The organism is Entomomonas sp. E7T21, assembly GCF_058693955.1.
In genome coordinates, this window is record NZ_CP191672.1 from 898311 (window position 1) to 909570 (window position 11260).

Here is an 11260-nt window from a genome sequence, read left to right on the forward strand (position 1 = left end):
AACAGATAATATTTGACAGACTGTAACAATCGGGTATTATATGCGTCCGAAACGGAAGTGTGGCTGAGTTGGTTTAAAGCACCGGTCTTGAAAACCGGCGAGGGTTAACGCCCTCCCAGAGTTCGAATCTCTGCGCTTCCGCCAGATATGCCCTGTATCACAATAGATACAGGGCTTTTTTGTTTTTAAATAACTGTATGAAAAAAACAAATCATTTCCGCAATTATTTAACGAGTTTCCGCAATTATTTGTTACTAATGCCTCTATTTACTGGCTCTACTTCTTGACCAACCCTAATATAAATCTTCTTAGTAATTTCCTCTTTTGTATGGCCTAGTAGCTTACTGGCTAATTCAATATTATTCATATCACTAGCTGCTTTGGGACGTAAATCTTTAAATTGGAACTCTTTAATATGCTTTGCAAACTCTTCATCATTATTCGCTAGAGCTTCGTTGATAGCTGTGTTTCTGGCATTTTCGAATCTATACCTTCGCATTGAGTAGGTCATGCCTCTGTCTTTAATAGTAATTAAGTAGGGAGAACTATCATTTTTTCTTTTCAAAATATCATCAATAAGTAATCCTAAACCAGTACGTCCAGTTTCATTGTTAAGCTTGATTCTTAATTTGTGAGTTGTTTTATTTTGTCCTATAAATAAATGATCTTCCGTAATATGTGATAACCTGATTTTTATAGCATCTGCTGGACGCTGACCAGTAAAATAGGCAATCATCATCGCATCTTTTAGTTCTTGAGGAGCATGTTTATATACTGCAAGAAATACTTCATCATCGGCATAGTAATCTCTTAGTTTTTCTTTATTTTTACGTACACCAGTAACAGGATTATATGTTACATACCCCCATTCTTTAGCTATATTATAAATATGGGAAAGCAAAGACATTTCTCTATTAGCTCTTACTTTGGCAGTCCTTGCGTCACGGTACTGCGCTATATGATGGGAGGTTATTTCATCAATTGGTGCATCATCAAATACTTTTCTTAGTTGTCTTAATGAATCCCTGTTGTCACTTTGGGTTTTAGGTGCTTTACTAGGTATAATTTCATTTTCATATCTGTCAAATACATAGCCTAAAGTTTTAATATCTTTGGGAGCCTCTGTCATTTCAAGTTCAGCCCATTTTATTTTTGCTTTATCAAGATCAGTACCTAAAGGGATTTCTTTCCGTTTCCCATTTTTTCGACAGTCATAATAATAACCAATCCACATTTTGCCATTTTTAAGCAATCTGTTTCGTCTAAACATATGAGGAGGTAAGTCCCTATTTTCAGGTTTTTTCTTTCTCATATACTATACAATGGCCTTAAGTCAATTTACTTAAATCTAGTTTCCATTTTTGTTTAGGTTCATCTTCAATCGTTTTAGTGGATGGTGAGCCTAACTTACTGAACATTACTTCCATTAAAAGCTTTGGATGGTTAGCACCATTAACTTCAAAAGGGTAGTTTTTGCGAGTAAGCCACTCTATTTGTTTGTATGGTGCTTTATATCCAGTTAATTCTTCTAAAAGTTCTTTGCTAACAAATATTGATTTACCGCCTTTTTCCTCTTGTGATTCAGTCATCTAGCCCCTCTTTACTAAGAATTAAATTACTTTTTTAATTACTGACTTAGTAGAGAAAGTTCTACAACTAAACCAGTAATTAATTTTATCGGTCATACGTAATTCGATTTCCAACTAAAGAGGTATTGTGCTAGTAGTTACTCCGAATATTGCGTAAAACATCCTGTACTAACTTAATAAACTGTGATCGTCTTTCTCTCAATCTTTCTATATCCTCTAAATAATCACTTCTATTAAGTCGGTAAACAAATAACCTTGAATCTTCTGGAAAATCAGAGCAATAACTTATAAAGTCTACCCAATCTCTATTGGTACAATCTAAGTGGCCTATCAATTGCCATCTATAGGTAGGATCAAAGGATTTTCTTTTAAGAGTGGCATAATGAGTTGAAGCAATTACACTTTTAATTTCGATTACACCATCGTCATCAACCAGCCCATCAGGTGAGTCACCATAATCGCTATGATCAAAAAAGCCACCATTAGTCACATCAACAAAATAGGTATTTTCGTAAAGCATCCTTGCTACTGGTTCTTGTTCATGGCCTCTTTCCATGTGTCTATTACTAAAGCTATGTTCTGCTTTTTGACCTGTAGCTAACTCTAAAGCTACTTGTAAAGCATATTTCTTTGCTGTATCACCAAATGCACCACCATCATTGGCCATGATATGGCCAAAATTAGAGGCAGTGACTTTTCCTAGTCTGACCTGCTCCCAAGCTTCACTATTTTGCTGAATGTTATGCCATTTCATAGCTACACTCCTCAATTAGTTGAGCTTGGTGTTCTTGAGACATACTGACTTTAGCAAGCACTTTGTCTAAATTGCCATTTTTCTTATAGGATTTTTTAGCATTTTCCCATTGAACTGTATGCTCAGGTAATAACCTTACCTTTTCAGAGCTAAAGGGTGAAATCCTTAAACCTTCTACCGTATCACGACCAAATTTAACATTACTATCAACATAGATAGTAACTTTTACATCTTGCCAATCTTCTAAAAATGAAGAGCCAGTGAGTTGTCTCATAACCTTACTATTAGAGACATTTAAAATCATAGGTTTTAATGGTTCACCTACTCTAATTTCTTTTTCTACAAAATAAGCCGTATTAAACGCTTCTTTTGTTTTCTTGGTCTTGTCTAACTCCAGTACCACATACTTAATAGTGAGTACAATGGGTTCAACTATATCGGCACTGCTTAAGTACGGTGACTTAAAAGCCTTTCTAAAATGTGTTTTACTTGGTTGATTGTTCGATGACATTCTCAATACCTCTGCTAGTATTCATTTTGCTTAATACCACTGTTGCTAATGGGAGAGGCTTACAAACCTTCTGTATTAAGCGGATAGTAAAAAAACTACAATTTTTTAACCTGACTTTTTAGAAATAAAATCATGGCATTAACATAAGTAATAATTTTTGGTGATAGTGATCTATTTCCCTTTGGGCATTTTCTGTATCTTCAGAAACATAAAGGTTCATTAACACATGACCTTTTGAGTTTTTAATGGATGCAGATACAGAGCCAAAACCATATTCAAAATAGGGTTGTAACCTCGGTTCTTGTTGTACTACCTTTGCTTGTAATACAGAAATTTCAGCAGCTTTAACTAAATCAAACATGATGTTCTCCTAAGCAGCTTGTTTACCAAGTACTTTTAAAATTGTTTCTTCTGCAAATTTTTTAAGGTGTGGTCTAAAAACTGTTTGATAAATGCGACTAACTTCATTCCAGTCTTTACGTTCAATTGCTGCATAAAGATCAATATCAGCAGTAAGGTTATTTCCAACTAAACCGTTGATAGCTTCCGCAGCAGCATCTAATGCATAATTAGTAGGAATAATTAAGTTATTACATGTTCTGTTTTCTAATAATTCTTGAACTTGACTGAGCATTTTAGGAATCCTCAATAGATTATTTCATTTGTTGAAATAATTATGAAGTTAAAATACATATTTGTAAAGAAAAACTACATATTATTATGTATTATTAATACATTTTATTTATATCTATATGAATTAAATAATAAATTATTGTTTTTTAATTTATGGATTCACTAACGAAGAACAATATATTTGAGTGTAGTTGAGAAAAAGAGTGATATCACATTACCAATAAGCAAAGACGATGAGTCTCAATGAATTTATTTATAAAGGTATATTATTAATCTAATATTTGTATATATAAATCAGTGATTTTTCCTAAAACTTTACCATCATCATCCTTAATTAAAACAGGTAAATATTTTTCATTTAATGTCTTTAAATAAGTGTTATTTGAGTTTTTTACAATTTGTCTAAAAATTTTATCACCATTTAATAGTTGAATTAATAAAAATTTTCCATTTTCTAATTGATTATAATTTTTATCGACAAGAATTAATGAACCTTTTGGAAAGGATGGTAGACTGGGATTACTCATAAGATCATCTTTAACTTCGAGCCAGAAACCTTGTTCTATCTTTTTTGTAGATACGGTTTTTTTTAATTTACTTTGAGATAAATGCCCATCTAAAAAATTTTCTATATCATTCCATTCTATAACTGGATAATAGAATACTTCGATCATTTCAGACTTTATATTTTTAAAACCTGAAAGACTAGTAGAAAAATGGCTAGTTTCATCTTCTCCATATTCTAACCATGCACTTGAGATACCTAATGCTTTTGATATAAGAGTTATTTTTTCTTTATTAGGTATAGATTCACCATTCAACCAGTTATTAGCAGCTTTTTGGGTGACTCCAGTAATATTTTTTAAAAAAGTACCACTACCCCAACCATCTTTACCATTTTGAGCAAGGGCTTGTTTTAATCTTTTTGAGAATTGTTCTCTTATGAGTTCCGATTTCTTCATTTATACATTATTACATTTATTTATATGTAGTGAAAGTACATTAATGATTATGATGCATCTATACAATTAACTTAAAAATGTAGTTGATGATATTGATTGTATAACTAGGGTTATATCTATGTGTGATTTTTATCAAGAGTAATTTTTTCTTCAGCTAGATTATATTGAAAAATTCCTAGCTTATTGATTTTTGCTCCAGCAAGTATTTTCCAGTCATTCTTTTTAATAGTATTACAACGTGTACTTGTTTTTGCAATAGGTACAAGATAATCGTTAAAAATCATTTCGATATGTAATATTTTTTATTGGAAGGAATTGGAATGTCACCCCTTACAAAATATAGAAAACGTTTAAAGCTTTCCCAAAAAGCGTTTGGACATAAAGCAGGTTTTTGCCAGTCAACTATCAGTCATTATGAAAAACGAAAAAGGACACCCAGTATTCCCGATGCTAGAAAAATAATCTCTACACTAAATAAGTTAGGCATTGATTGTTGTTTTGATGATGTGTTTCCACCAGAAGAAATAGTATAAAAAAGACAAGATTTAGAGCAGATTCATATCATTTTGATTATGGGGCAGTAAATGAAAGCAACTGATGTATTAAGGCAGCTTGGTCGGCCTGTTGCTTATTATCCTAATTTAGTAAAGCAATTTAAAAGTGTGACAGCTACAGTTTTATTCTGCCAATTTTTTTATTGGCATGATAAAGCTCATTCAGAATTAGGTATTTATAAAACTACCGAAGAAATTACAGAGGAAACAGGGCTTACCTATAAAGAACAACTAACGGCTAGAAAACAATTAATAGCATTAGGTGTACTAAGTGAGACAAATAAACGATTAGAACATAGAATCTATTATAAGATAAATCTCGATCGTGTTAATGAACTTTTAGAAAACACTATTGAAAACTCGCCATATTCCCAAACGGCATTTGGGGAAAATCCTATTGGTAATTTCGGCAATAACTCATTGGGCAGTTCGTTATATACAGAGAATACATCAGAGAATACAACAGATATTTTTAATACTGATAAATCAGTATTTGTTGACGATAAAAAAATCGCCCAACTTGATGATGATTGTTCAGAAGAAAATATACCTAATACTATTCAACCTAAAAATAAAAAACAAAATACGCCAAATTGCCCTTATCAAAAAATTGTAGAACTCTATGAAGAAATACTGCCAGAACTACCAAGGGTAGCCATTCTTACTGAGAAGCGAAAACGCTATCTAAATGCTCGTTGGCGAGAACATAAAAACCACCAAAGTTTAGCATTTTGGGAGGATTATTTTAAATTTGTTAGAAAATCTCAATTCTTACTAGGTAATTCCATCCCTAAAGAGAGGAGTAAATCATTTAAGGCAGATTTTGAGTGGTTAATTAGTCCTAATAATTTTGTCAAAGTAGTTGAAGGTAAATATGTCTGAGTTATTTAGTAGAGAGGCAGAGCAAAGTGTCATAGGGGCATTGCTATTACGACCTGAACTAATTGATATTATTTCAACTGATCTAGTGGCAGAAGATTTTTATTATTCAGAACATAGTGAAATCTACCGAGCTATATTAAATCTTTATAAAAAAAATATTCAAATTGATGTAATTAGTGTTGCAGAAACTATAGAGTTACTTAGATTCTCTAATGGTGAAGTAACTAATCCATTAATTTATTTAGTTGAAATTGCTAAAAATACACCCAGTGTTGTTAATGCTAAGTTATATGCTGATATTGTCAGAGAACGTTCAGTCTGTCGAGAAATAGAAAAATTAGGACTGGTAGCAAGAGAGATAGCACTATCTAAACAAGACCTACCAGATAAGATTAGTCTTATTCAAAGCAAAGCATTATCGCTAGATTCATCCACCACTTCACATGATGTAGTCCATGCTAGCGACGTAATGAGAGATCATGTGGAAGAACTACAAAGACGTTTTGATTTAGGTGGGCAAATTGATGGTTTATCAACAGGACTAAGTGACCTAGATGATAAGCTAATGGGATTAAAAGCTGGAGAGCTAATAGTGATTGCTGCAAGGCCATCGATGGGTAAGACAGTATTAGCCATGAACATAGCTACCCATAATGCCATCCATGCAAATAAATCTACGCTTATTGTTAGTCTTGAAATGACCAATGGCAAGTTAATGGATAGGGCATTAGCCTCTGTTGGTAGTATTCCATTAACTGAGCTAAAAACTGGTCAGGCTGCTTGTAACTACGCTTCACAACTGGCTTCAGCCAGTAACCTAATTGCAAACTCGAAATTATATATGGCAGATAGGCCAAATATCAATATTATGCAATTACGCTCAATTGCCCGTAGGCATAAATTAAAGTATGGCCTAGATTTATTAGTGGTTGACTATTTACAACTGATGCAGGGAACAGGGAAAAATGAAAATCGAGTAACAGAAGTCAGTGAAATGTCACGTCAATGTAAGTTACTTGCTCGTGAACTCAATATTCCTGTGGTTTTACTTTCACAACTCAATAGACAACTAGAACAAAGAGCTAATAAACGTCCCATATTAAGTGACTTAAGAGAGTCAGGTGCAATTGAGCAAGATGCTGATGTCATCATCTTTCTCTATCGAGACGAAGTGTATAACAAAGAAAATAGCCGTTACAAGGGAATTGCAGAAGCAATTTTAGGCAAATATCGAGATGGTGAAGTGACCACCGTATTTATGGCATTTAATGGAACTATGAGTCGCTTTGATCTACTGGTTAAAGGTTGGCAGCCAGACCCAGAAGATACCAATGATAATAGCTTTTCTGATAGATACAGGAAAAGGAGATAAAACGATGAATTGTAAAGCAATGGAGAAAAAAGAACTCACCATTAAAAATGAATTTGATAAAAATAGTTTTATTAATTTCTTTACTGCATTGGATTTAACCATACCTAAGAAAATAATCATTGAAGATCAGAAAAATAGCAGAACAGCTGCACAAAATAGACTTTTGTGGCTTTGGAATAATGAAATACAAAAGTTTATGTTCGATCATTCAGGTATTACCGCTTCAGCCTTTGATTGGCATGAAACAATGGTCGAAAGGTTATGCCCTACAGTTAATAAAGAAATAACTCTACCTAATGGAGAAACTGTATCTATTCAAGAACGTACTAGAACCAGTAAATTTAATACCAAAAAAATGACCAAATATTTAGAAATGCTAGATGCTTACTGTGCTAGTTTTGGTTTATTACTTCCTCATCCGCAAGACTTAATGAACGCTATCTATGGAAAAAGAAATATATGATACAAGGACGCTCAGTAACAGATAGCCAAAAACGCTATTGGGACAATCTTGCTCAATTTGTTGGCTGTATTGCCTGTATTAAAGAAGGTAAATTTAATAATTATTGCTCTATTCACCATATCGAAGGGCGTACTAAGAAAAATGCTCACTGGCTAGTTTTACCGTTATGTGCAGGACATCATCAAGATAATGGTACAGCCATAGCCATTCATCCCTATAAAAAACAATTTGAACAAAAATACGGGAATCAATATCAGCTAATAGTGGATTGTATAACACTATTAAAAAAGAGAGGTGTTGATATTCCTGAAAATATATTAACTCTTTTAGACAGTATAAAAGGGAAGTTTTCAACTGATATTTTAATTTCTCTTAAAGATCAAAAAATATGCAAGTAGGTGTTGTTCATGGCAGCTTTTTGGTGTTCAAAATATGAACCTGTTGAATACAATGGCATTGTAAAACCAGCTATTGAATGGGCAGATAGAAAAGGGGTATCTTGGGAAACCGTTAAAAAACGTGTTCAGCGTGGCTCTGGTTGGTGTAAGGCACTCAATCTAAATGAAGATGATCTACTGCCAAAACAATTCCAATTATTTAAGTTCAAGTTATCTAAACAAAAAAAGAAAAGGTATAAGTATAAAAAAAATGCACCTTGTTGCTACTTTCATCAGCTAACTCTATTTAGTATATAATATTCCTATTTTTAAATTTAATAGGTACACAGTATGGTTGATATGGCAACACTTCGGTCTGCATATAAAGCATATAATCAATCTAAACAGGACTATTGGGATAAGTTCCGTAATAAAGTAATAGAGATTTATGAAGGTTTTGCAGATCATCTTGGTATTAAAGATGAAGAATTTATAGCAGTTGTGGATGATGAAGAAAGGCCACGTAAATATTTACGTTATGGAGGATTAAGTGAAGGGCGTTTTTATAATGGATGGATACCTACTTACGAAAGAGAGGATGCTGTAGGCTTTACTTTTAGACTTTATTTGGATGAAAGTAAAGAATCAAAGGAAAAAGTCCGCTTTGATTTTACGATGAAACTAACTAAGAAAAATGATCAATATATTATTCTTTTTCCAGATGATGAAAAGAATAAACATGATTTTTCTAATATGTTTGATGATATTTTTGGTGATGGAAAAAGGAAAAATACTAACTCTACTAACAATAATTCTATGAAAAGAAAAGAGAAACCAAAAGAATTGCTTTTAACAGATGGTAATGAAGACTTATATGATTTGTTGACTCAGGAAATTATAGATAGCTTTGATCAAGCAAAATGGCAATAAATACTTGACAAGGCTATAAAGGGACATAGTTTTATCTATTATTCATTTATGATAGGTAGGATTATGGCAACTAAACACGGTACAGCTTTTGCCTTTGCACTAGAGGCAGCACAGAATGCAGAAATTTGTTTAAATGATAAAGATTTAGAGTTTTTTCTGTGTTCAGTAATAGATGGTGAAAAAGTTTATATAGAATTTGGTGGTAATATTAATAACAATATTATCAATGGACTTGAGAGTTTTTTAGCTAAATTAAAAGAAAAAAAAGATACTACAGGAATATATAGTTATTCAACAGAAGTAGAAGAGAGATTAAAGGAGGTCGCCAGTGGCCTTATCTGATGATCTTTTACTACAGAGACGAAATAATCAAGGTTTAACTAGGCAATTATTAAATCAATCAGCTAATCTACCAAAACCTAGTCCAGAGCAATTACAACAATGGAATAATGAAGCTAAAAATTATGCTTATCAAGCAGATGGATTAAGAGGCTCATTCCGAAAATTATTAGGTATGAATCCTTATACAAACAATTATCCTTCTGCTAGTAGGATTGGTACTGAAATAGCATCAATCCCACCTGTTCAGTCATCTTCCACAAGGCAACTATCTGATTTTGAAGCACTAGGTAAAAATGCTGTTAGTCCTATACCAAGAACAGCCTCTTCTTCTGTACAAAATGGTGAACCTACTAGTATACAAGGTGTTACTAAACAATTAATAAATGGTGTTCCTACCTATAGTAATGCACCTAATCAAGACGCAAGTGGTTTAGGTATTATTCCTTCTATAAGGCAAAACTCCCCTAGCGTTAGAGATATTTTACAATCAGCAGCTACACAAATTCCTGCTTATAATGCTGGAACACAATCAACTGTTATCGAAGATTCTACAACAGGTGGTTATTATCAACGTAGAAAAGCTGACAGAGCCAATAAGAAAACTATAGATCGCCTCAATAGCCAAGGTAAGGACAATTGGCAAATCAATAAACAAGCTGCTTTAGATAATAGCCAGTTACAAAATGATTCTTTAAGCAGAAGATTATTAGGGTCTAATATCGAAGCAGCAGAACGAGTAGGTAGTTTAGAAAGATTATTAGCAGATTTCAATGCAACACCACAGCAACGATTAGCAGCATTACAAACTAGAAACTTATTAGCTAGTGGTGCACAGAAAGCTCAAAGAAATGCAGTCAATGTGGTTACTGATGAACTGCCAGATGGTAGTAAGAAACAAAGAGTCATTGTGACTGATCCAAGTACAGGGCAGGAAGTTAGTAATATTGATTGGGCAAGTGCTAATACAGAAGATTATATTAATGAAATAGCGAAGCGTACAGGTAAATCAAAAGAGGAAATACATAAACAATTAATAAGTGGTACTTAATCACATAATAAAAAGCAATTATTTTTATATTGAGTTTAACTAACTAATACCATGAGTTTTTTATGTTTTGTTATACATTAGCATGACGAATAGAATTACAGATAGTTAAAAAATTCATTATAAAGACAATAACAAATAGTAAAAAATATATTTTGGCTGTTTTTGTTGTTTATAGGGAGATTAAATGCTTACCATCTTATCAATAATTATCGCATTAGGTATTGTTTTAGGCTTAAAAGATTTTTTTAGACCACACAATAAAAAATACTCAAGAAAAAATAAGTGGAATCCTCCTGTAAGAGAACAGTTAAATCAGCGTTCTAGTTCTTACCTTGATATTAGTGATCCTCGAGATCAGTTAAAAATAGTCTCTGATGAGAAAATAGCGTTTTCTGCTCAAAAAATCATGGGGCGTAAAGAATATAGGGTTTTTAACATAATTGAAAAAGAAGTAATCAAAGAATTTAAATATTACAGAGTATTTGCCCAAGTAAGTCTAGGGGAAGTTTTGTCTAGTGAAACTAGTTATGCTTATAGTTGTATAAATACTAAACGTGTTGATGTATTAATTATTGATGGTGCTGGTAATCCTATTTTAGCTGTTGAATATCAGGGAGAAGGTCACTATCAAAGTAGTGCTGCTCTGAGAGACGCAATAAAAAAAGAAGCTTTACGTAAAGCAGGAGTTGGATATATTGAAATTACTCCTGATCATACTAATGATGATATTAAATATATTGTAAGAAGAGCAATTGAAAGCAAAATGACAAATAATAAGGTTATCGAAATACCTGTCGCGGAACAAAGTATTCATGTAGTGAAGTGATCACAGCGAATACATAA

General features: G+C 32.7%; 17 protein-coding genes and 1 tRNA gene. 11 read left to right on the forward strand and 7 right to left on the reverse strand.

Annotated elements, in window-relative coordinates; all coding sequences use genetic code 11:
* The first annotated feature begins 53 nt into the window (after nt 1–53).
* A tRNA-Ser gene (locus ACQVD9_RS04325) sits at nt 54–144 on the forward strand.
* A gap of 100 nt (nt 145–244) precedes the next feature.
* Here the strand turns inward: ACQVD9_RS04325 and ACQVD9_RS04330 are convergent.
* From ACQVD9_RS04330 to ACQVD9_RS04360, 7 genes are all read right to left on the reverse strand, one after another.
* The gene (locus ACQVD9_RS04330; RefSeq protein ID WP_264747636.1) at nt 245–1312 is read right to left on the reverse strand and encodes a tyrosine-type recombinase/integrase; all 1068 of its coding nucleotides are present in this window, start codon (nt 1310–1312) and stop codon (nt 245–247) included.
* Between the two features lie 16 nt (nt 1313–1328).
* The gene (locus tag ACQVD9_RS04335) at nt 1329–1589 is read right to left on the reverse strand and encodes a DUF4224 domain-containing protein (protein WP_264747637.1); all 261 of its coding nucleotides are present in this window, start codon (nt 1587–1589) and stop codon (nt 1329–1331) included.
* A gap of 130 nt (nt 1590–1719) precedes the next feature.
* Nucleotides 1720–2343, reverse strand: coding sequence for a lambda exonuclease family protein (locus ACQVD9_RS04340; protein WP_264747638.1), 624 nt, complete (start codon nt 2341–2343; stop codon nt 1720–1722).
* Nucleotides 2330–2854 (reverse strand): hypothetical protein, encoded by a 525-nt coding sequence (locus ACQVD9_RS04345; RefSeq protein WP_264747639.1) that lies wholly within the window; start codon nt 2852–2854, stop codon nt 2330–2332. The genes ACQVD9_RS04340 and ACQVD9_RS04345 overlap by 14 nt, the downstream gene beginning before the upstream one ends.
* Nucleotides 2855–2984: 130 nt before the next feature.
* A complete protein-coding gene (locus tag ACQVD9_RS04350; protein WP_201091141.1) occupies nt 2985–3215 on the reverse strand; it encodes a hypothetical protein in 231 nt (76 codons plus the stop codon).
* A gap of 9 nt (nt 3216–3224) precedes the next feature.
* Nucleotides 3225–3488: a hypothetical protein gene (locus tag ACQVD9_RS04355; RefSeq protein WP_201091139.1), complete on the reverse strand. Its 264-nt coding sequence runs from the start codon at nt 3486–3488 to the stop codon at nt 3225–3227.
* A 268-nt stretch (nt 3489–3756) separates the two neighbouring features.
* Entirely contained in the window at nt 3757–4449 is a 693-nt protein-coding gene (locus ACQVD9_RS04360; protein ID WP_201091137.1) for a helix-turn-helix domain-containing protein, read from the reverse strand.
* A 320-nt stretch (nt 4450–4769) separates the two neighbouring features.
* Between ACQVD9_RS04360 and ACQVD9_RS04365 the strand changes: the two genes are divergently transcribed.
* From ACQVD9_RS04365 to ACQVD9_RS04410, 10 genes are all read left to right on the forward strand, one after another.
* On the forward strand, nt 4770–4982 hold the full coding sequence (locus ACQVD9_RS04365; RefSeq protein ID WP_264747640.1) for a helix-turn-helix transcriptional regulator: 213 nt from the start codon (nt 4770–4772) through the stop codon (nt 4980–4982).
* Nucleotides 4983–5033: 51 nt separating this feature from the next.
* Nucleotides 5034–5885 carry a hypothetical protein gene (locus ACQVD9_RS04370; RefSeq protein WP_264747641.1) on the forward strand — a complete coding sequence of 284 codons (852 nt, stop codon included), beginning with the start codon at nt 5034–5036 and terminating at the stop codon, nt 5883–5885.
* Nucleotides 5878–7257, forward strand: coding sequence for a replicative DNA helicase (dnaB, locus tag ACQVD9_RS04375; RefSeq protein WP_264747642.1), 1380 nt, complete (start codon nt 5878–5880; stop codon nt 7255–7257). The genes ACQVD9_RS04370 and dnaB overlap by 8 nt, the downstream gene beginning before the upstream one ends.
* Nucleotides 7258–7261: 4 nt before the next feature.
* Nucleotides 7262–7720, forward strand: a complete 459-nt coding sequence (locus ACQVD9_RS04380) for a recombination protein NinB (protein ID WP_264747643.1) — start codon at nt 7262–7264, stop codon at nt 7718–7720.
* Nucleotides 7717–8118: a Ref family protein gene (locus tag ACQVD9_RS04385; RefSeq protein ID WP_264747644.1), complete on the forward strand. Its 402-nt coding sequence runs from the start codon at nt 7717–7719 to the stop codon at nt 8116–8118. The genes ACQVD9_RS04380 and ACQVD9_RS04385 overlap by 4 nt, the downstream gene beginning before the upstream one ends.
* A 9-nt stretch (nt 8119–8127) precedes the next feature.
* Nucleotides 8128–8415 (forward strand): hypothetical protein, encoded by a 288-nt coding sequence (locus ACQVD9_RS04390; RefSeq protein WP_264747645.1) that lies wholly within the window; start codon nt 8128–8130, stop codon nt 8413–8415.
* Nucleotides 8416–8448: 33 nt separating this feature from the next.
* A complete protein-coding gene (locus ACQVD9_RS04395) occupies nt 8449–9027 on the forward strand; it encodes a hypothetical protein (protein ID WP_264747646.1) in 579 nt (192 codons plus the stop codon).
* 63 nt (nt 9028–9090) lie between these two features.
* Nucleotides 9091–9369 (forward strand): hypothetical protein, encoded by a 279-nt coding sequence (locus ACQVD9_RS04400; protein ID WP_264747647.1) that lies wholly within the window; start codon nt 9091–9093, stop codon nt 9367–9369.
* Nucleotides 9356–10417, forward strand: coding sequence for a hypothetical protein (locus ACQVD9_RS04405; protein WP_264747648.1), 1062 nt, complete (start codon nt 9356–9358; stop codon nt 10415–10417). The genes ACQVD9_RS04400 and ACQVD9_RS04405 overlap by 14 nt, the downstream gene beginning before the upstream one ends.
* Nucleotides 10418–10601: 184 nt before the next feature.
* Entirely contained in the window at nt 10602–11243 is a 642-nt protein-coding gene (locus ACQVD9_RS04410; protein WP_264747649.1) for a DUF2726 domain-containing protein, read from the forward strand.
* Nucleotides 11244–11260 lie beyond the last annotated feature (17 nt).

Coding starts and splice junctions, on each gene's coding strand:
- ACQVD9_RS04330 (WP_264747636.1), bottom strand. CDS start 1,312: ATGAGAAAGAAAAAACCTGAAAATAGGGACTTACCTCCTCATATGTTT.
- ACQVD9_RS04335 (WP_264747637.1), bottom strand. CDS start 1,589: ATGACTGAATCACAAGAGGAAAAAGGCGGTAAATCAATATTTGTTAGC.
- ACQVD9_RS04340 (WP_264747638.1), bottom strand. CDS start 2,343: ATGAAATGGCATAACATTCAGCAAAATAGTGAAGCTTGGGAGCAGGTC.
- ACQVD9_RS04345 (WP_264747639.1), bottom strand. CDS start 2,854: ATGTCATCGAACAATCAACCAAGTAAAACACATTTTAGAAAGGCTTTT.
- ACQVD9_RS04350 (WP_201091141.1), bottom strand. CDS start 3,215: ATGTTTGATTTAGTTAAAGCTGCTGAAATTTCTGTATTACAAGCAAAG.
- ACQVD9_RS04355 (WP_201091139.1), bottom strand. CDS start 3,488: ATGCTCAGTCAAGTTCAAGAATTATTAGAAAACAGAACATGTAATAAC.
- ACQVD9_RS04360 (WP_201091137.1), bottom strand. CDS start 4,449: ATGAAGAAATCGGAACTCATAAGAGAACAATTCTCAAAAAGATTAAAA.
- ACQVD9_RS04365 (WP_264747640.1), top strand. CDS start 4,770: ATGTCACCCCTTACAAAATATAGAAAACGTTTAAAGCTTTCCCAAAAA.
- ACQVD9_RS04370 (WP_264747641.1), top strand. CDS start 5,034: ATGAAAGCAACTGATGTATTAAGGCAGCTTGGTCGGCCTGTTGCTTAT.
- dnaB (WP_264747642.1), top strand. CDS start 5,878: ATGTCTGAGTTATTTAGTAGAGAGGCAGAGCAAAGTGTCATAGGGGCA.
- ACQVD9_RS04380 (WP_264747643.1), top strand. CDS start 7,262: ATGAATTGTAAAGCAATGGAGAAAAAAGAACTCACCATTAAAAATGAA.
- ACQVD9_RS04385 (WP_264747644.1), top strand. CDS start 7,717: ATGATACAAGGACGCTCAGTAACAGATAGCCAAAAACGCTATTGGGAC.
- ACQVD9_RS04390 (WP_264747645.1), top strand. CDS start 8,128: ATGGCAGCTTTTTGGTGTTCAAAATATGAACCTGTTGAATACAATGGC.
- ACQVD9_RS04395 (WP_264747646.1), top strand. CDS start 8,449: ATGGTTGATATGGCAACACTTCGGTCTGCATATAAAGCATATAATCAA.
- ACQVD9_RS04400 (WP_264747647.1), top strand. CDS start 9,091: ATGGCAACTAAACACGGTACAGCTTTTGCCTTTGCACTAGAGGCAGCA.
- ACQVD9_RS04410 (WP_264747649.1), top strand. CDS start 10,602: ATGCTTACCATCTTATCAATAATTATCGCATTAGGTATTGTTTTAGGC.